Origin of the sequence: Shouchella patagoniensis, assembly GCF_002019705.1 — a bacterium.
Taxonomy (GTDB): domain Bacteria; phylum Bacillota; class Bacilli; order Bacillales; family Bacillaceae_D; genus Shouchella; species Shouchella patagoniensis.
Genome location: NZ_KV917377.1, coordinates 1,024,368 through 1,044,793, shown reverse-complemented (window position 1 = coordinate 1,044,793; position 20,426 = coordinate 1,024,368). Strand labels below are relative to the sequence as shown.

Annotated in this window: 19 protein-coding genes; 18 read left to right on the top strand and 1 reads right to left on the bottom strand. The window is 40.0% G+C overall.

Translation table 11 applies throughout. The annotated features are described in order from the left end of the window. Positions 1 to 2: 2 nt before the first annotated feature. From accC to BK584_RS05560, 13 genes are all read left to right on the top strand, one after another. Positions 3 to 1,361 carry an acetyl-CoA carboxylase biotin carboxylase subunit gene (gene accC / locus BK584_RS05620; protein WP_078391685.1) on the top strand — a complete coding sequence of 453 codons (1,359 nt, stop codon included), beginning with the start codon at positions 3 to 5 and terminating at the stop codon, positions 1,359 to 1,361. A gap of 25 nt (positions 1,362 to 1,386) precedes the next feature. Then, positions 1,387 to 1,797, top strand: coding sequence for an Asp23/Gls24 family envelope stress response protein (locus tag BK584_RS05615; RefSeq protein ID WP_078391684.1), 411 nt, complete (start codon positions 1,387 to 1,389; stop codon positions 1,795 to 1,797). A gap of 113 nt (positions 1,798 to 1,910) precedes the next feature. Beyond that, complete coding sequence (gene nusB, locus BK584_RS05610; RefSeq protein WP_078391683.1) at positions 1,911 to 2,324, top strand: transcription antitermination factor NusB; 414 nt, start codon at positions 1,911 to 1,913, stop codon at positions 2,322 to 2,324. A gap of 47 nt (positions 2,325 to 2,371) precedes the next feature. Beyond that, entirely contained in the window at positions 2,372 to 3,730 is a 1,359-nt protein-coding gene (gene xseA, locus BK584_RS05605; protein WP_078391682.1) for an exodeoxyribonuclease VII large subunit, read from the top strand. Further along, positions 3,723 to 3,968, top strand: coding sequence for an exodeoxyribonuclease VII small subunit (gene xseB, locus BK584_RS05600; RefSeq protein ID WP_078391681.1), 246 nt, complete (start codon positions 3,723 to 3,725; stop codon positions 3,966 to 3,968). The genes xseA and xseB overlap by 8 nt, the downstream gene beginning before the upstream one ends. Beyond that, positions 3,965 to 4,849 carry a polyprenyl synthetase family protein gene (locus tag BK584_RS05595; RefSeq protein ID WP_180320497.1) on the top strand — a complete coding sequence of 295 codons (885 nt, stop codon included), beginning with the start codon at positions 3,965 to 3,967 and terminating at the stop codon, positions 4,847 to 4,849. Before xseB ends, BK584_RS05595 begins: the two co-directional genes overlap by 4 nt. A 148-nt stretch (positions 4,850 to 4,997) precedes the next feature. Next, complete coding sequence (dxs, locus tag BK584_RS05590; protein ID WP_078391680.1) at positions 4,998 to 6,884, top strand: 1-deoxy-D-xylulose-5-phosphate synthase; 1,887 nt, start codon at positions 4,998 to 5,000, stop codon at positions 6,882 to 6,884. Positions 6,885 to 6,888: 4 nt separating this feature from the next. Then, entirely contained in the window at positions 6,889 to 7,701 is an 813-nt protein-coding gene (locus BK584_RS05585; protein ID WP_078391679.1) for a TlyA family RNA methyltransferase, read from the top strand. Between the two features lie 137 nt (positions 7,702 to 7,838). After that, on the top strand, positions 7,839 to 8,288 hold the full coding sequence (gene ahrC, locus BK584_RS05580; RefSeq protein WP_078391678.1) for a transcriptional regulator AhrC/ArgR: 450 nt from the start codon (positions 7,839 to 7,841) through the stop codon (positions 8,286 to 8,288). Between the two features lie 17 nt (positions 8,289 to 8,305). Then, positions 8,306 to 9,997 (top strand): DNA repair protein RecN, encoded by a 1,692-nt coding sequence (recN, locus tag BK584_RS05575; RefSeq protein ID WP_078391677.1) that lies wholly within the window; start codon positions 8,306 to 8,308, stop codon positions 9,995 to 9,997. Between the two features lie 120 nt (positions 9,998 to 10,117). Next, complete coding sequence (gene spoIVB / locus BK584_RS05570; RefSeq protein WP_078391676.1) at positions 10,118 to 11,401, top strand: SpoIVB peptidase; 1,284 nt, start codon at positions 10,118 to 10,120, stop codon at positions 11,399 to 11,401. A gap of 237 nt (positions 11,402 to 11,638) precedes the next feature. Beyond that, entirely contained in the window at positions 11,639 to 12,424 is a 786-nt protein-coding gene (spo0A, locus tag BK584_RS05565; RefSeq protein ID WP_054708483.1) for a sporulation transcription factor Spo0A, read from the top strand. Positions 12,425 to 12,549: 125 nt separating this feature from the next. Next, on the top strand, positions 12,550 to 13,317 hold the full coding sequence (locus tag BK584_RS05560) for a hypothetical protein (protein WP_078391675.1): 768 nt from the start codon (positions 12,550 to 12,552) through the stop codon (positions 13,315 to 13,317). 14 nt (positions 13,318 to 13,331) lie between these two features. On the opposite strand, the gene BK584_RS05555 is transcribed toward BK584_RS05560, so the two are convergent. Further along, positions 13,332 to 13,580, bottom strand: a complete 249-nt coding sequence (locus BK584_RS05555) for a DUF2627 domain-containing protein (RefSeq protein WP_078391674.1) — start codon at positions 13,578 to 13,580, stop codon at positions 13,332 to 13,334. 158 nt (positions 13,581 to 13,738) lie between these two features. On the opposite strand from BK584_RS05555, the gene BK584_RS05550 reads away from it, so the two are divergent. The 5 genes from BK584_RS05550 (at position 13,739) to BK584_RS05530 (ending at position 20,412) form a co-directional block, all read left to right on the top strand. Next, positions 13,739 to 15,721: a sigma-54 interaction domain-containing protein gene (locus BK584_RS05550; protein WP_245808807.1), complete on the top strand. Its 1,983-nt coding sequence runs from the start codon at positions 13,739 to 13,741 to the stop codon at positions 15,719 to 15,721. A 155-nt stretch (positions 15,722 to 15,876) separates the two neighbouring features. Then, complete coding sequence (locus tag BK584_RS05545; protein ID WP_078391673.1) at positions 15,877 to 16,974, top strand: Glu/Leu/Phe/Val family dehydrogenase; 1,098 nt, start codon at positions 15,877 to 15,879, stop codon at positions 16,972 to 16,974. 21 nt (positions 16,975 to 16,995) lie between these two features. Next, complete coding sequence (lpdA, locus tag BK584_RS05540; RefSeq protein WP_078391672.1) at positions 16,996 to 18,414, top strand: dihydrolipoyl dehydrogenase; 1,419 nt, start codon at positions 16,996 to 16,998, stop codon at positions 18,412 to 18,414. A 12-nt stretch (positions 18,415 to 18,426) separates the two neighbouring features. After that, entirely contained in the window at positions 18,427 to 19,428 is a 1,002-nt protein-coding gene (locus tag BK584_RS05535) for a thiamine pyrophosphate-dependent dehydrogenase E1 component subunit alpha (protein ID WP_078391671.1), read from the top strand. Further along, complete coding sequence (locus BK584_RS05530; RefSeq protein WP_078391670.1) at positions 19,429 to 20,412, top strand: alpha-ketoacid dehydrogenase subunit beta; 984 nt, start codon at positions 19,429 to 19,431, stop codon at positions 20,410 to 20,412. The last annotated feature ends 14 nt before the right edge of the window (positions 20,413 to 20,426 follow it).

Below are 20,426 nucleotides of genomic sequence, written 5' to 3'. Positions count from 1 at the left end.
TGATGATAAAAAGGATCTTAGTAGCCAATCGTGGAGAAATCGCAGTGCGTATTATTCGTGCTTGCAAGGAGTTAGGCATTGAAACGGTGGCTGTATTTTCTGAAGCAGATGCTGAAGCATTACATGTTCAGCTTGCGGATGAGGCTTTCTGTATTGGGCCAACCCCTTCAGCCAAAAGCTACTTAAACTTTACTAATTTAATGAGCGTTGCGACGTTAACAGAAACAGATGCGATTCATCCAGGTTATGGATTTCTGGCAGAAAATGCCGATTTTGCAGAGATCTGTGCAGACTGCAATATCACTTTTATTGGACCGAGTCCAAATGCAATTAATCGAATGGGTACAAAAGACGTCGCTAGAGAGACAATGAAAGCAGCGGGAGTTCCAATTGTTCCAGGTTCAGATGGAATTGTAGAATCAATTGATGAAGCAAAACGAATTGCCAATGAGATCGGTTATCCTGTTATTATTAAGGCTACCGCTGGTGGCGGTGGAAAAGGTATTCGTGTCGCTCGCGATGAACAGGAACTAAAGTCAGGTATTCAAATTACTCAGCAGGAAGCACAAACTGCTTTTGGTAATCCAGGTGTATATCTTGAGAAGTATATTGAAGATTTCAGACATGTGGAGATTCAAGTTATAGCGGATAATTTCGGAAATACGATTCATTTAGGTGAACGGGATTGTTCAATCCAGCGTCGACTTCAGAAATTGGTTGAAGAAACTCCTTCCCCGGCTTTAACGGTAGAAAAACGAAAGCAAATGGGTGAGGCTGCTGTCGCTGCTGCAAAAGCGGTTGAATACGCTGGAGCAGGAACGGTAGAGTTTATTTACGATCATCATACGGGTGATTATTATTTTATGGAAATGAATACCCGTATTCAGGTTGAGCATCCTGTTACAGAAATGGTCACCGGAATCGATTTAATTAAAGAACAAATTCGTGTCGCAAATAATGAGACGCTGTCTTATTCACAAGAAGAAGTCACTTTTACAGGTTGGGCAATTGAATGTAGGATAAATGCTGAAAATCCATTGAAGAATTTTATGCCATCACCTGGAAAGATCGTTGATTATTTAGCACCAGGTGGATTTGGAGTTCGGGTGGATTCTGCGGTTTATCCTGGTTATACAATTTCTCCATTTTATGATTCGATGATTGCTAAAGTGATTACGCATGGCGCAACACGACAAGAAGCGATTGCTCGGATGAAACGAGCGCTTGAAGAGTTTGAAATTGAAGGTGTTGATACAACTATTCCATTCCATTTACGTTTACTCGACCATGAGGTTTTTGTAACAGGTGATTTTAATACGAAATTTATTGAACAGTATGATGTGATGTCTGTTGACAAATAAAAAACAAACAAAGGAGAGTTGAACAATGGAAGATCACCAATTATTAGAGCTTGATGAGCAAAAAAGCGGTCTAGGGAAAGTGGAAATTTCTCCAGAAGTGATTGAAGTGATTGCAGGAATTGCTACACAAGAAGTTGAAGGCGTAGCGGCTCTGCGTGGAAATTTTGCCGCAGATGTTGCAGAACGCCTTGGACGTAAGAATCATGGAAAAGGCGTTAAGGTTGAATTAAGCGAAGATGGTATTGTAGTTGATGTTTCTATTATTATCGCTTATGGGGCTGCTGTTCCTGAAGTAGCCAATCTCATTCAACTTAATATTCAACAAGCTCTTGAAACAATGACGGCTATTCGCCTTAATGAAATTAATGTTCATGTTGTTGGCGTTTATTTTGAATCTGCTGAGGCTCCCGTTGAAAGCGATCCGGAATTAGCATAATAGAAAATGTTAGGCGACTGAGCAAGAACCGGCCCTGGCCGGTTCTTTTCTGTTTTTACGAACGCGTAGTTTTACGCTATACTAATAAAGACGAAAAGGTAAAGGAGTTAACTATGAACCGACGTGTAGCAAGACTTAGAGCTGTTCAAACGCTGTATCAATTAAGTTTGATCTCAACAATTGAGGTTGACCAAGCGATTCAGAATACGCTCAATGACGAAGAAGAACCAAGCGATTTTTATAAACAGCTTCTTTATGGGACACTTGAGCATAAAGCGGAAATCGATTCTTATTTAAGTGGAAACTTAAAAGGGTATACTTTAGACCGATTAGGTCATGTTGATCGTGCGATTGCAAGAATGTCTTTGTTTGAAATGTTGTATATTGATGATATTCAAATGAATATTACTTTAAACGAAGCGATTGAATTAGCGAAAGCGTTTGGAGGAATTGACGCTGGTCGTTTTATGAATGGGGTCTTATCAAATTCATATGAAGCTGCTATTAAAACGGACAACAACAAGTAATTGTTAAGCCGATAAAAAAGCGGTATTGAAGGAAAGGAGGATGAGAATTGAACCAAGCATGGACAGTTAGTGAAGCCACTCGTTACATTAAACAGCTGTTAGAAGATGATCCTCAATTGCCGGAAGTTTGGATACGCGGTGAAGTTTCTAATTTTAAACAACACTCGCGTGGGCATATGTATTTTACAATTAAGGACGATGCTTCCCGAATGCAAGCAGTTATGTTTGCGGGGCATAATCGTTTTTTGCGGTTTAAACCGGAAAATGGAATGAATGTATTAATTCGTGGAGAAATCAATGTTTATGAACCATATGGACAATATCAATTCTACGCCAAAGAAATGCAGCCTGATGGTATAGGTAGTCTTCATGTTGCATATGAGCGTTTGAAAAAACAATTAGAAGAAGAAGGGGTTTTTGCACAAGAACGTAAACGTGCGATCCCTCGTTTTCCAAAACATATAGCCATTATTACTTCGCCAACTGGTGCCGCAATAAAAGACATGATGACAACACTAAAGCGAAGGTTTCCGCAAGTGCGTGTCACTCTTCTGCCTGTTTTAGTTCAAGGAGATGCAGCTCCTTCCTCAATTGTACGAGCTATTGAGCAGGCAAGCCTTGCGAATATCTTTGATCTCTTAATCGTTGGTCGAGGTGGAGGATCTATCGAAGAATTATGGGCATTTAACGAAGAGGTTGTTGCTCGTGCAATTGTTTCTTCTTCGGCGCCTGTAATATCGGCAGTTGGTCATGAAACAGATTTTACGATTAGCGATTTCTCGGCTGATTTAAGAGCTCCCACTCCTACGGCTGCTGCTGAATTAGCTGTACCGGATTACCGTGAGTTAGTAACGCACATACAAGCGCTAAATCAACGATTGCGACGTAATTTGCAAGAACAAATGCAAAAAGAAAAAGTTCGCCTAGAACGTATTAGTCGTTCTTATGCGTTTCGATATCCAAAACAACTTGTAGAACAAAAAGAACAGCAATTAGACCAGTTATTAGATAGGTTAACTCGTATTATTCATCAGGATGTACTTGAAAAAAAACAAAAGTATACCTATTTGCATCGTAGCATTGCAAGACAACATCCAAGGTTGCGGCTTCAACAGTTAAGAAAAGAGCATCACGACAAAGAACAACGTTTGTTAAGAGGGATGCGACTTGAATTGAACGAAAAAAAACAATTACTGGGCTCGTTAATCTCAAATTTGGAGTTGTTAAGTCCCCTTAAAATTATGGAGCGTGGGTATTCTCTTGCTTACCGAGGCGACACGTTAGTTAAATCTGTGCACGACGCAAATATAAATGACCAGATTACTGTGACGCTTAGAAATGGTCGCATCTACACGAAAGTAACAGGTAAAGATGAAATTGACAGCGGGGGTGAGACAAATGGGTGAGAAGAAGCAAAAAGATATGCCGTTTGAAGATGCGATGAAGCAACTAGAAGATCTCGTAGAACAATTAGAAGAAGGAGACGTACCTTTGGAAAAAGCAATTGAACTTTTTAAAGAAGGAATGGATCTTTCAAAAATGTGTCATGATAAATTAACTAAGGTTGAAACTGAACTTGACCAAATTATGCATGAGGACGGGGAATTGGTCGAAACGGACTTACAAAAGGGGGCAGGCGAGTGAGCACATTATTTGAAGCCTTTTTGCAAGAAGCAAGAAGGCTTATAGATCGAAGTCTACCAGAATACGTGAGCAATCTTGAAACAGAGCACCGACTAAAAGAAGCAATGCTGTACTCACTCGAAGCGGGTGGTAAGCGGGTTCGTCCAGTTTTGTTAATGGCTGTATTAGATGCTTATAATAAACCAATGACAGATGGATTAGAAGTGGCTTCTGCACTTGAAATGGTCCACACATATTCATTAATTCATGACGACCTGCCTGCGATGGATGATGATGATTTAAGACGTGGGCAACCGACAAATCATAAAGTTTTTGGTGAAGCAACTGCGATTCTTGCTGGTGATGCGTTGCTAACACAAAGTTTTGCCTTAATTGCCCATGCAGAACATATACGTCCTGATGTAAAAGTCGAATTAATATCATCATTCAGTAAAGCTGCTGGGGCAGCTGGTATGGTTGGGGGTCAGCTTGCGGACATGCTTGCAGAAGGCAAGCATGTTACCGTCGATCAACTGAAATCCATACATGAGCGCAAAACAGGCGAATTGCTTGCATATGCTGTTCGAGCAGGGGCTTTGATTGCTGGAGCGAGTGAGGCGGAAACATTCAAATTAGCTCAATATGGAAAAGAAATTGGTCTTTTGTTTCAAATAAAAGACGATATTCTTGATGTTGAAGGAGACGCTTTAGCGATCGGGAAACCGATAGGAAGTGATGTTTTAAATGATAAGAGTACGTATCCAGGTCTTTTGGGGATGGATGGGGCAAAAGCGATGCTTGAGACCCATTTCAAGAGAGCGATGGCGCCATTAGAAGAACTTGGGTTACAAGGTACATTATTAGAGGATTTGGCCAACTACATAGTCAGCCGCAACCACTAAAACCAGCTTCCAGGCTGGTTTTTTTAACCGCATAGGTTATCGCTGTTCTTTGCCTGCTTGTTTTTGTTATACTTGGGGTATATATCACAAAGAGCAAAATATGTTATATACGATACAGAATGAAGATTAGAAAATGGGGGTTTCGTCGATGAACCTTGAAGAAATCCATAATCCGAGTTTCTTGAAGAACTATTCGAATAAACAGCTTGAAGAATTGGCTGTTGATATTCGACAATTCTTGATTGAAAAGCTTTCGGTTAGTGGCGGCCATATTGGGCCGAATTTAGGCGTAGTAGAACTAACTTTAGTTTTGCATCAGTTATTTGATAGTCCAAAAGACAAGTTTTTATGGGATGTTGGTCATCAGGCATATGTTCATAAAATTTTGACGGGTCGTGCATCTCAGTTTGATACATTACGCCAGTATAAAGGGCTTTGTGGGTTCCCGAAGCGTAATGAAAGCGTACACGATGTTTGGGAAACCGGTCACAGCTCTACATCCCTTTCTGGAGCGATGGGAATGGCGACTGCTAGAGATTTAAAAGGGACGGATGAGAGTGTCGTAGCCATTATTGGAGACGGGGCACTTACCGGGGGAATGGCATTAGAAGCGTTAAATCACATTGGTCACGAACAAAAGAATTTAATTGTTGTCCTTAATGATAACGAAATGTCGATTGCGCCAAATGTCGGTGCGCTTCATAGTATATTAGGCAGATTGCGGACTGCTGGAAAGTATCAAAAGGCAAAAGATGAAATGGAACAATTGCTTCGGAAAATCCCTGCTTTTGGAGGGAAATTGGCAGATACAGCAGAACGTTTAAAAGACAGCTTGAAGTATATGGTCGTATCAGGCATCTTTTTTGAGGAGATGGGCTTTACTTACTTAGGTCCAGTAGATGGACATGATCTTGATGATTTAAAGCAAAATTTAAATTATGCAAAGAAAACGAACGGTCCAGTTCTCGTTCATGTCATTACGAAAAAAGGAAAAGGATATAAACCAGCAGAAGAAGATGCAACAGGAGCATGGCATGGTACCGGACCTTATAAAATTGAAAGCGGCGAGATGGTTAAAAAAGCAGGGCCTCCAAGTTATCCAAGCGTCTTTGCAAATACGCTTAGAACGATTGCGAGAGAAGATGAGCGCTTGGTGGCTGTAACACCAGCTATGCCAGGTGGTTCAAAATTGGATTTGTTTGCTAAAGAGTTCCCTGATCGAATGATTGATGTTGGGATTGCAGAACAGCATGCAGCTACGATGTCGGCTGGTCTTGCGACGCAAGGAATGAAACCAGTGTATGCTGTATACTCAACATTTTTACAACGTGGATATGACCAAGTTGTGCACGATATCTGTCGTCAGAACCTCAATGTATTAATTGCGATTGATCGCGCTGGTTTAGTGGGAGCAGATGGCGAAACACATCAAGGTGTGTTTGATATTTCGTTTTTACGTGCATTACCGAATATGGTTATTTTGAATCCGCGTAATGAAAATGAATTGCAGCATATGCTCTATACAGCAATTAAATATGATGATGGACCAATTGCTGTCAGATATCCTCGAGGCAATGGGACAGGCGTAAAAATGGACCAAAGCTTAAAACAATTGCCAATTGGAAAGTGGGAAGTTTTACAAGACGGAAATGATGCCACGATTTTAACCTTTGGTACAATGATTCCAGTTGCTGAAAAAGCAATTGAACGTTTAAATCAAGCAGGTCACTCAATTCGTTTAATCAATGCCAATTCTGTTAAACCACTTGATGAAGAGATGCTTAAAAAAGTAGCTGAAGAAGGGACCCCGATCTTAACAATTGAAGAATCGGTGCTACAAGGCGGTTTTGGAAGTGCAGTTATGGAATTTTATAATGAAAGCAGTCTGCAAGTAGAAATTAAGCGTTTAGGTATTCCAGATTGGTTTATCGAACATGGAAGTGTTGGTGAACTTTATGAAGAGATTGGGTTAACACCTGAAAACGTAGCGGATACGCTCGTTAAAATGCTTCCAAGGAAACAAAAAAGGGCGTAGACGAATGGCAAAAAAAGAGCGTTTGGATGTTCTTCTCGTCGAAAGAGGCATGGCTGAAACCCGTGAGAAGGCAAAAAGAAATATTATGGCTGGTTTGATTTATAGCGGCACAGAACGATTAGATAAACCAGGAATGAAAGTTGATGCAGATCTTCCATTACGAATCAAGGGAAATGTCCTAAAGTATGTTAGCCGTGGGGGTTTAAAACTTGAGAAAGCATTAAACGTTTTTGATTTTAATGTAGAGGGGAAGGTTGGGCTCGATATTGGTGCTTCAACTGGTGGTTTTACTGATTGCGCCTTGCAACAGGGTGCAGCGCAAATGTATGCAGTTGATGTAGGATATAACCAACTTGCTTGGAAGATTCGACAAGACGAGCGTGTTCACGTGATGGAGCGAATGAATTTTCGTCATGCGACACCTGAAGATTTTACAATGGGACAACCTCATTTTGCGACAATAGATGTTTCCTTTATTTCCTTGCGGCTTATTCTTGCACCCCTCTTTACGATTCTAGCGGATGGTGGAGATGTATGTGCACTGATCAAGCCTCAATTTGAGGCTGGAAAGGGACAAGTTGGAAAAAAAGGAATTGTACGGGACCCTGAAATCCACAAACAAGTGATAAGTGAGATTATTGATTTCGCCATTCAACTTGGTTTTAACACGATGCAACTTGACTTTTCTCCTATAACTGGTGGTGAAGGAAATGTTGAATTCCTACTACACTTACGTAAAGGGGAAACTGCACAACCAATTACTGCAAATGAGATTGAATCAATCGTTTCTGCTTCGCAAATGTTGAAAAATGATTAAAAGAAGGCAGTTGCCTTCTTTTTTTGCGGAAAGAAATGGTATCAACCTTGATGAATCAGGGTAAACCGTAGATAATATAAGTATGTGACAAATGAAGGAAATAATGAGTTGATTAAAAATTAAGGTAAGGTGATGGCATGACTAAAGGACAACGCCATATCAAAATTAGAGAAATTATTACAAACCATGAAATTGAAACTCAAGATGAGTTAGTGGATCAGTTAAAAAGTGATGGATACAATGTAACCCAGGCCACGGTTTCCAGAGATATTAAAGAACTACACCTTGTAAAAGTTCCTTTACAAGATGGTCGCTATAAGTACAGCTTACCAGCTGACCAAAAATTTAACCCACAGCAAAAGTTAAAACGGACACTAACAGATAGTTTTATTAGCATCAACCAAGCTGGAAATCTTGTGGTTATGAAAGCTATGCCAGGGAATGCGAATGCGATTGCTGTATTAATGGATAATCTAGACTGGCCTGAATTGATAGGAACTATTTGCGGAGATGATACAATTTTAATTATTTGTAGGACTGAAGAAGAAGGTCGAGAAGTGTCCGATCGATTTTTAAATATGCTTTAAAAGGTGGCGATTTTCACATGTTAATGGAACTATCCATTAAAAACTTTGCCATTATCCGATCGTTAACAGTTCCTTTTGAAAAAGGATTGACGGTATTAACAGGTGAAACAGGAGCTGGCAAATCAATTATTATTGATGCCATAGGATTACTACTTGGAGGAAGAGGATCAGCAGAATTTGTTCGATTCGGAGAAAAGCGCGCTGAAATTGAGGGTTTATTCTCTCTAGAACCATCTCACCCTGTTTTTAATAAACTTGAGTCTTTAGGCATTGACCTAGAAGAAGGAATGTTGATTTTACGACGTGATATTACGGAGGCAGGAAAAAGCATTTGCCGTATAAATGGAAAATTAATGACAATTGGCTCACTTCGAGAAATTGGACAATCATTAATTGATGTCCATGGTCAACATGAACATCAATCGTTGATGCATCCTGAAGAACATTTAGATTTATTAGATGGATTTGGTGGAAAAGAGTTAACGAAAGCATTAGCGGAATATCGCAAATTATATGATCAAGTCCTAAAGTTGGATAAGCGTATGAAAGAATTAAATCAAAATGCGCAAGAAATTGCTCAAAAAACGGATTTATATACGTATCAATTAGCAGAAATAGAAAAAGCGAAATTAGTACCTGAAGAAGATTTACGCCTCCAAGCTGATCGTTTTAAACTGGCGAATAGTGAAAAGCTTTATGAAGCATTAAAGCGTAGTTATGAACACTTGTATGGGGAAGAACGAGGATTAGATTTTATTAGCGGCATGCTTTCTCATCTTGAAACGGCAGCTTCAATTGATGAAGATATCAAGCCGTTATATGAACAAGCTTCCTCTAGTTTTTACATGTTTGAGGAGGCAACTTATTCAATTCGTGAAGCGTTGGATAATGTTGATTTTAATCCTGTCACGCTGGAACAGGTTGAAGCTCGTCTTGCTGAAATCGATAAGCTTAAGAAAAAATACGGGGATTCAGTTGAAGCGATCCTTGAGTATGCGGCTATAATTGAAGAGGAGCTTGAAGTCATATCAAATAAAGATGATCGGATGAAAGAATTAGAAGAAAAGCATCAAGCAATGATCGCTGACTTAGAATTAGAAGCAGAAACTGTAACGGATTTACGTAAAGCTGCGGCTGCTTACTTAAAAGATGCCATTATGATTCAACTAAGGGATTTATACATGGAGAAAACAAAATTCCATGTTGCTTTTCATTCAAATGGACCGCATTCCTTTCATAAAGATGGTCAAGATAAAGTCGAATTTATGATCTCAACGAATCCTGGGGAACCAATTAAGCCTTTAGCTAAAGTCGCTTCTGGTGGAGAGATATCAAGGATTATGCTGGCTCTGAAATCGATCTTTTCTGCTAATGGAGCGGTGACATCTGTTATTTTTGACGAAGTAGATACAGGTGTGAGTGGCAGGGTTGCTCAAGCAATTGCTGAGAAGATTCAACGCATATCAAATGGATCTCAAGTACTATGCATTTCTCATTTGCCCCAAGTAGCTGCGATGGCCGATCAGCATCTATACATTTCAAAAGAAGAACAGGGCGACCGGGTAATTACAAATGTGCAATCTTTGACAGGCATAACGAAGGTAAATGAGTTAGCAAGAATGTTATCTGGTGTTGAAGTAACTGAAATAACAAGAAAAAATGCACAGGAGTTACTTGATCAAGCAAAAAAGAAGAAAGTTCATCCATAGAAATGCTGCCCATATTGGGTGGCTTTTTCTTTTTTCATCGGTTATAAATATGGCTTCTCGAGGCAACATTAATAGTACAGCCAGCATGGAGGTGTGGGTTGGGAGCGAGGAGTGAACGGTTTGAAAAAAGAGGGTGCACGAATTGTAATTGGGGTTATGCTTTTATTATGTGTTTTTTCACTAGGATTGTCACAACAGGTTAAGCAATTCATTGAAGTTCCGACTAGTATTACGATGTTTCAAGGAAGCGAATTGGCACTTGAAACGACTACAGCATCATTAAATGTTGAAAATGTTGTTGTAGCGTCCACTTATAATGACGGTGATCAGACATATATACAGGGAAATGAGTCAGGAAAAGCGGAAGTCGTTATGAAAGCTGGTCATTTTCCGATAAAAGCAATTGATGTAAATGTTATTCCAGAAATTAAAGTAATTCCTGGTGGCCAATCAATTGGCGTAAAACTGAATACAGAAGGGGTTTTGGTTGTTGGCCATCATTTAATCGAGACTACCAAAGGTCAAAAATCCCCTGGTGAGTTCGCAGGAATTGAAGTTGGTGATATGATTACTAAAATTAATGGGATAAAAATGCATTCGATGAATGAAGTATCAAAGTTTGTTCAAGATGCAGGAGAATCTGACAAAGAACTTAACGTTGAAGTCATTAGAGACAGTCATGCGATTCAAACAATAATTAAACCTGAAAAAGCGAAAGGGGATCACTTATATCGTTTAGGTTTATACATTCGTGATTCTGCCGCTGGTGTAGGAACAATGACGTTCTTTGAACCAAAAAGTAAAAAATATGGTGCTTTAGGTCATGTTATTTCAGATATTGATACAAAAAAGCCGGTTGCCGTACATGATGGTCAAGTGATGCGTTCTTCTGTTACATCCATTTCAAAAGGGATTCATGGTGAGCCAGGGGAAAAGCTTGCGAGTATTTCTAAAGACAAAGATGTTTTAGGTACGATTAATAAAAATAGTCCGCTGGGCATTTATGGTGAACTTCATCGTAATCAATTGGAAAATAACTTATATGACACACCGCTTCCAATTACAACTGCGGCAGAAGTAAAAGAAGGACCAGCGAAAATATTGACGGTTTTAAATGATGAAAAGGTTGAACAATTTGATGTTGAAATTGTTTCGAGCATTAATCAGGATAAGCCAGCGACAAAAGGTATGGTTATCAAAGTAACAGACCCCACGTTGTTAAAAGAAACTGGGGGAATTGTACAAGGCATGAGTGGAAGCCCAATTATTCAAGATGGCAAACTTATTGGTGCTGTAACTCATGTATTTGTTAACGATCCGACATCAGGGTATGGATGTCATATAGGCTGGATGCTTGAAGAAGCAGGAATTCATACCGGTCTTCTAGAGGCTAAAGCGAGTTAATGACTCGTTTTAGCTATTTTTTGCTTTTCAACGAATAAAATACACGACTCTGCACATTTCTTTGTTACAATAAAAGAAAGAGAAGAGATAAAGTTTTGAAATATGTCGAAAAAGAGAGTATTTAAGAGAATAAATGCTTTTTTGTTAATAAATCGGCTTATTTGAAATTAATTAAAGGAATGTATGAGCCTTTGTCGAATCGATTAAGTACACCAAAAGGAACTGGGGGAAGAATAAATGAGTAATGTAACAGTCTGCATCGCAGATGATAACAGAGAGTTGGTTCATTTACTTAGTGAGTACGTGGGTGCTCAAAATGATATGGAAGTTGTGGGTACTGCTTATAATGGACAAGAGTGCTTAACTGTTGTAGAAGAAAAGGCTCCTGACGTGTTGCTTCTCGATATTATTATGCCTCATTTAGATGGATTGGCTGTTCTTGAGCGATTAAGTCAGAAGGCAAAAAAACCACAAATTATTATGCTAACTGCTTTTGGGCAGGAAGACGTAACAAAACGTGCTGTAGATTTTGGGGCGGCTTATTATGTACTAAAACCGTTTGATATGGACGCTTTAATGGATAAAATCAGAGAAATTGGCGGTAATAAATTAACAAGAGCAAAATCCTCTTCGTTAACATTTAGCGCACCTCGTAATGAAGGAAGACAAATTAACTTGGATGCAAGTATCACAAGCATTATTCATGAAATTGGAGTGCCTGCTCATATTAAAGGATACATGTATTTGCGAGAAGCCATTACAATGGTTTATAAGGACATTGAATTACTGGGGTCGATAACAAAAGTACTTTATCCCGATATTGCTAAGAAGTTTAATACTACGGCAAGTAGAGTTGAGCGAGCAATCCGTCATGCAATTGAAGTGGCTTGGAGTAGAGGGAATATTGATTCCATTTCCACATTATTTGGTTACACAGTCAGTCATTCAAAAGCAAAACCGACGAACTCTGAATTTATTGCGATGGTAGCTGACAAACTCCGCATCGAACATAAAGTGAGCTAACGAAAATAAAAGTAAGTGCTGATTAGCGCTTGCTTTTTTTGTGCGTCAATGGCTAATTTCATGTATAGATTCTCATACTAATTAATAAAGGTTTTCCTGAAAAGAAAAAGAGAGGAGGATTAGTCATGTGGATATATGTGGCCCTTTTTTTAATGTTGCCGTTAATTGCTATTGTATTGATGGCCGGTTTTGCAGATGCTACCTGGACGGCAATGAGTAAAGGGAAAGAGTTGCCTTATAGTTTAGGAGCGTTTATTTTATTTAGTTATTCAGTGCTTTGTGGATACGTTGCTAGCGAAAATATATTTTTCTCATATGCAGCACTTTTTTATGCAACGGTGATTTGGACAATCGGATTTTATTGTGACAAAAATGATTGTTTCGCGATGCAACCGTTTAAGATAAAGCACCCAGTAATGATCGTAATGGGAACGACCGCAGCCTTATTTTCTTGGTACATTTTATGGAGGTCGGAAACATTAGGAATAATAAATTTAGCTACAACGATATTAGTGTTCCTTGTTTTTCCTCTTGTGTGCAAAGTAGCTAATGAAAAACCATTGCGTCTGTGGAAAGTAAGCCTTTTATTCTTAATCATGAGTTGCTTTTTTATAGAAGTGCCGGCGTTCACAGATGTATTATATGGTGTAACAGTTCTTTATATTGTGTTTGTACTCGAAGGAGAAGGACAGGCTTCTTTTGGGATAAATGGTGCTTTATTAGTTGGGACAATGATGGCTATCTGGTTTGTTTCTGTCATTAATACTCCTGTTTACTTGTTACTTGTTTTATTGGTATTTGCTTATATGGGGATGCTTTTCTTTAAAAAAACAAGGGGATTACAGATGCCATTTTTTCGATGGATTGAAAATTTGGGTTTAAGGGACAAATAAAAAGGCATAGCTAGCTATGCCTTTTTATTAAATAACGATGAAGATACCTTCACCTTCCCTCTTTTTTTATCTCGATGGAAAATAAATCCGGCCATGAAAAATAGACCGAGGAAAAAAAAGACAAGGCCTGCTAAGAATTGAATCCAAATATTTGGGTAGGGAGTTAGTTGGATAAAGAAAAAAGAATCACGTATGAGTTTAATGCCGTAACCAGCACCAATAATAGGGACAAGTAAGATGCATAAAGCAATGAGTCTGCCCATGAAACCCCTCTTTTCTTTCTATGTGCTGATTCTATTGTAGAACAGATTCATGAGAATGTACACGTTGTTCTTGCATCATTAGCTTAATTATACGATACTTAAAATAAATGACATCAGCACGTAAGACCAAGTCCTAATTTTTAAAATGAGGTGATGTCTTGAAAAAAGCAATCTTCGTTGGTGAGGGTATTGAAGCACAGCGTCTACTTGTATTGATAATGAAACTTCGTGTAGTAAAGGTGCTTTTTATTATCTCAGAAGATGATGAGCTCAAGCGGATTGCGCGTGAAAATAACATAGCGAACTGTTCCATCGAAGTGGAGATGGATGATGGTGGTGAAGCTGATATTGTCATTGCCAAAGAAGATACAGGGATAGAAGGTAAGCATGTTCATTTTGAGTATGCGTGGAGTCTCATATTTTCTGCAATTGATGGCCATCTTCTTATGGAAAAAGCCATTGATGCAATTGAAGACGGTATGATTATTGTGAACGTTGATGCGACAGTCCAGTATATGAATGAAGCTGCAGCACAAATGGCTGATATTCAAATGAATTCTAGTATTGGTGCCGCTATACAACAGTTGCTTCCTTCAAGTGGATTGCCTCGAGTAATTAGAACGAAGCAACCAGAGTATAATCAGTTGCAAACATTTGCAAATGGCACAACGATTGTCACGACGAGAATGCCCCTAATACATAATGGACGAGGCACAGGGGCCATTGCGATCTTTAAAGATGTCACCGAAGCGACACAAATGGCCGAACAAATTACGGACTTACGTAGTATCCAGACAATGCTTGAAGCTATTATCTATTCATCAAATGATGCGATTTCTGTTGTTGATGAAAAGGGCACGGGCTTAATGATTAATCCAGCATATACAAAAATGACAGGGCTCTTACCAGAACAGATAGTAGGTAAACCAGCAACGACAGACATATCTGAAGGCGAGAGCATCCATATGCAAGTGTTACAAACAGAAAGACCAGTTCGAGGAGCTAGATTGAAGCTTGGTCCAAGGAAACAAGATGTAGTAGTTAACGTAGCTCCAGTTGTTGTGGATGGCCATTTAAAAGGAAGCGTTGGCGTTATACATGATGTGTCAGAGTTAAATAAAATAACTAGTCAGTTGCGTCAAGCAAAAAGAAAATTAGCCAGTTTAGAAGCAAACTATTCATTTGATGACATTGTTGGTTCTTCGGAAGGAATGTCATTAGCGATTAACCAAGCAAAGCTTGGAGCAGAGACGTCTTTACCAATTTTACTACTGGGGGAAACAGGGACCGGAAAGGAGCTATTTGCGCACGCGATCCACAACGAGAGCGAGCGTCGAAAGCAGCCATTTGTAAGGGTTAACTGTGCGGCTCTTACAGAGTCTTTGTTAGAGAGTGAATTATTTGGTTATGAACAGGGGGCATTTTCAGGTGCGTTAAGAACGGGTAAAAAGGGCTTATTTGAAGAAGCGGCTGGAGGAAGCATCTTCTTGGATGAAGTTGGTGAATTATCTCAAAGTACACAGGCGAAATTATTACGCGTTTTACAAGAAAAAGAAATTGTCCGTGTAGGAGGGACAAAGCCAATTGCAATGGATGTACGAGTGATAGCTGCAACAAATGTTGATCTTTATGCCGCGCTCCATGAGAAGCGATTCAGAGAGGATTTATACTATCGATTAAATAAATTACCAATTCGAATACCACCTTTACGTGAACGTATAAATGACTTGGCGCCCTTAGCTACATATCTTATACAGAAATTAAACCAAGATTTCGGCCGAAATATTCAATCGATTTCGAAGCTTGTTCTTTCCGATTTTCAAGAGTATGATTGGCCTGGGAATGTTCGTGAGCTTGAGAATGTTTTAGCTCGAGCAATGATTTATATGAATCTTGGAGCAACCGAACTTCAGAATGTTCCCTTGCCAGTAAAGAAGTCAAAAAACATTGGCTCTGAAGAAATTGAAGTGAATAAGGAGTTATTCAAGAGTAATTTGAGTGAATATCTTGCCGAAAGAGAAAGAGACTATATACATGCGGTTCTTACCGAAACGAAAGGGATAAAAACAGAGGCCGCGAAAAGACTCGGAATCTCTGTACGGTCACTCTATTACAAGATGGAAAAACATCAACTTGAATAATTTTGCCTGCATTTTTTTGCAGACCATGCAAAAAAATGCACGGAAGCGTGTTGGAAGGGTTGTTTCCTTGCTGGAACATATTTGGCACCGTTTTTGCATTGTAAGTAGGGGAGCTTCATGCCGAAATGGTCTAGCTAAGTTAAGGGGGATGTAACATGAATTTGTTCACAAAAATGGTGGAGCGTGATTATGAACAGCTAGTTGTCTGTCAAGACCGCACATCTGGATTAAAGGCGATTATTGCCATTCACGATACTACGTTGGGACCTGCGCTCGGCGGTACGAGAATGTGGAATTATGAAACAGAAGAAGAAGCATTTGAAGATGTACTTCGATTATCAAGAGGTATGACATATAAAAATGCTGCGGCAGGATTAAATCTGGGTGGCGGAAAAGCAGTCATTATTGGAGATGCTCGTAAAGACAAAAATCCGGAAATGTTCCGTGCTTTTGGTCGTTATATTCAAGGCTTAAATGGACGTTATATTACCGCTGAAGATGTTGGTACAACCGTTGAAGATATGGATACCATTCATGATGAAACGGATTATGTAACTGGGATCTCTCCAGCTTTTGGAGCATCAGGGAATCCATCACCGGTTACGGCTTACGGTGTTTATGTAGGTATGAAAGCAGCTGCTAAAGCTGGCCTTGGTTCTGAAGATTTAGCTGGAAAAACAATTGCGATTCAAGGTGTCGGAAATGTTTCTTATCACTTGTGTAAATACCTTCATAAAGATGGCGCTCAATTAATCGTAACCGATATCCATAAACCTTCGGTGGAGCGTGCTGTCGCAGAGTTTGGTGCGAAAGCGGTAGAACCAGATGAAATCTACAGTGTGGACTGTGATATTTTTGCGCCGTGTGCTTTAGGCGGAATAATAAATGATGAGACGTTGAAAACAGTAAAAGCATCCGTTATTGCTGGAGCGGCAAACAATCAATTAAGAGAAGAAGCGCATGGTGTTAAATTGCAGGAAATGGGCATTGCGTACGCGCCTGATTACGTTATTAATGCAGGTGGAGTCATTAATGTGGCGGATGAGTTAAACGGTTATAACCGGGACCGAGCTTTTAAAAAAGTGGAAGGCATTTATGATAATGTCGCGCGTGTGTTTGAGATTGCACGCGAGAACAATATACCAACTTTTCAAGCTGCAGACCAGATGGCCGAGCAGCGAATTGAACGTATGCGCTATGCAAGAGGAACGTTTTTACAAAACGAACACCATATTCTTTCGCGCAAGAAATAAAGAGGAAAAGGTGATACCAATATGGCTGAAAACTACGATCTGGTTATTGTTGGTGGAGGGACGGGCGGCTATTCAGCCGCCATCCGTGCCGCTCAAGAAGGCTTAAAAACAGCGTTAGTTGAACGTGATCTACTAGGTGGTACTTGTTTACATAGAGGTTGCATTCCAAGTAAAGCATTATTGAGGAGTGCAGAGGTTTTTCGAACGGCAAAAAATGCTAGTAACTATGGCATAAAAGCAGAAAATATTGAACTTAACTTTTCGGATGTACAAACCCGAAAGCAAGAAATCGTTGATCGACTAGCAAATGGTGTCAAGGCTTTAATGAACAAAGGGAAAATTGATGTGTATAGCGGTAGAGGGAGAATGCTTGGGCCTTCGATTTTTTCCCCTTCTCCAGGAACGATCTCAGTTGATTTGGAAAATGGAGAGAATGAAATGCTGATTGGGTCCAATGTTATCTTAGCAACTGGATCATCACCTCGTCCGTTGCCTAATACACCGTTTGATAGTGAATATGTTTTAAGTTCGGATCATGCCCTTGAACTGACTGAACTTCCAGCGTCTATGTTGATTGTTGGTGGAGGCGTTATTGGTATTGAGTGGGCGTCTATGTTAGTTGACTTTGGCGTCAAAGTAACGGTTATTGAAACTGCCGAACGAATCTTGCCAACAGCTGATGAAGTTATTTCCAAGGAAATGATGAAACAACTACAAAAGCGTGGTGTTGAATTTTATATAGGTGCGAGTTTGGATGAAGAATCCCTTCAGGTTGAGGGCAGCGTAACAGCGACGATTCAGCAAAAAGGGACGTCACAACAATTAAATGCAGAAAAAATGCTTGTTTCAATCGGACGTACAGCAAACGTCGCTGACATAGGAATTGATAATACAGACATCGTTTTAGAAAACGGTTACATCTCAGTTAATGAGTATGGTCAAACGAAAGAATCGCATATATATGCCATTGGTGATTGTATTGGTGGACTGCAACTGGCGCATGTAGCTAGCCATGAGGGATTACTTGCAGTTGCACATATGAGTAACAAGCATGTTGAACCCATCAACCCTTTAACTGTCGCTTCGTGCATTTATAGTTTTCCGGAATCAGCTCAAGTAGGTTTAACTGAAGCGCAAGCCAAGAAGGCAGGCTATCAAATTAAAGTAGGTACGTTCCCTTTTGCTGCAATTGGAAAGGCACTTGTGCAGGGGGATGAAGAAGGTTTTGTTAAACTAATCGCTGATGCTTCCAACAACGACTTGCTTGGTGTTCATATAATAGGGGGTCATGCGACAGAATTGATTTCTGAAGCGGCGCTTGCTAAATTTCTTGATGCTGCCTATTTTGAAATCGGTGAGACAATTCATCCTCATCCAACATTGTCGGAAGCAATTGGAGAAGCAGCCTTAGCGGTGGATAAACGTGCAATTCATATGTAAGGAGGAAATCTTATGACTGAAAAAAAACATGAACAATTAGGTTTAACGGACGTTGATGCAATTGAAATGTACAAAACAATGTTGTTAGCTAGGCGAATTGATGAACGGATGTGGCTGTTAAACAGAGCTGGTAAAATCCCATTTGTGATTTCTTGTCAAGGACAAGAAGCTTCTCAAGTGGGTGCGGCTTTTGCCTTAAACCGGGATGAGGATTTTGTCCTTCCGTATTATCGTGATATGGGTGTAGTGCTTGCGTTCGGAATGACTGCAAAAGATTTAATGCTCTCTGGTTTTGCAAAAGCAGAAGACCCTAATTCAGGGGGGCGCCAAATGCCAGGACATTTTGGCCAAAAACAAAACCGTATTGTAACTGGATCTTCTCCAGTTACGACACAAGTTCCCCATGCAGTTGGAATTGCCTTAGCTGGTAGACTAGAAAACAAGAACTTTGTAACGCTCACTACTTTTGGTGAAGGGTCTTCCAACCAAGGTGATTTTCACGAAGGGGCAAATTTTGCCGGGGTCCATAAATTGCCCGTTATCTTTATGTGCGAAAATAATAAATATGCTATTAGTGTTCCGATTGAAAAGCAGTTGGCATGTAAAAGCGTTGCTGATCGTGCTGTTGGCTATGGTATGCCTGGTGTAACTGTTGATGGAAATGATCCGTTAGCTGTCTATGAAGCGGTGAAACATGCAGCTGATCGAGGCAGAAATGGAGACGGTCCTTCTCTCATTGAAACAGTCTCTTATCGCTTAACACCACACTCAAGTGATGATGATGATCGAGCATATCGCTCGCGAGAAGAAGTCGAAGAAGCAAAAGCGAAAGACCCGATTCACACGTATGCGAACTACCTAATTAAATGTGGAGCTCTTAAAGAAGAAAACTTAGCTATATTAGACGAGGAAATTGCGGAGATCGTCAATGAAGCGACTGAATATGCAGAGCAGGCTGGATATGCAGATCCAAAGACAGCTTATTTGCATGTGTATGACGAGGAGGCGAATTAAATGGCCGTGCTATCTTATATAGAAGCAGTGACGAGTGCATTAACCGAAGAAATGGAACGTGATAACAAAGTATTTGTTTTAGGTGAAGATGTGGGTAAGCGAGGTGGTGTTTTTCGAGCTACTGCTGGGCTCTATGAAAAGTTTGGTGAGGCTCGTGTAATTGATACTCCGTTAGCAGAATCAGCGATTGCTGGAGTTGGCATTGGGGCTGCTATGTATGGGATGCGTCCAGTGGCAGAAATGCAATTTGCAGACTTTATTATGCCAGCAGTTAACCAAATCGTTTCAGAAGCAGCGAAAATTCGTTATCGTTCCAATAATGATTGGACATGCCCAATCACAATCCGCGCGCCATATGGTGGCGGAATTCATGGTGCTCTCTATCATTCCCAAAGCGTTGAAGCAATGTTTGCAAATACCCCAGGATTAAAAATTGTGATGCCTTCAACACCTTATGATGTAAAGGGCTTGTTGAAATCTGCAATTCGATCGAATGATCCTGTATTATTCTTTGAACACAAACGCGCTTATCGTTTAATAAAAGGTGAAGTCCCAGAGAGTGATTACACTCTACCAATAGGGAAAGCAGATGTGAAGCGCGAGGGCGACGATGTCACTGTTATAACATATGGTCTAGCAGTTCATTTTGCACTTCAAGCAGCAGAGAGGCTAGAGAAAGATGGCATTAGTACTCATATTCTTGATCTGCGTACGATTTATCCTCTTGACCAAGAAGCGATTAAAGAGGCAGCTAGTAAAACGGGTAAAGTGCTACTTATTACAGAAGCCAATAATGAAGGAAGCATAATGGGCGAAGTTGCTGCTATTGTTGCCGAAAACTGTATGTTTGATCTTGATGCACCTATCCAACGTCTTGCAGGACCCGATATCCCTGCGATGCCGTACGCGCCAACTCTGGAGAAAGAATTTATGATCAATCCAGACAAAGTTGAGCGTGCAATACGCGACTTGGCAGAGTTTTAAAGGAGGGAACAATA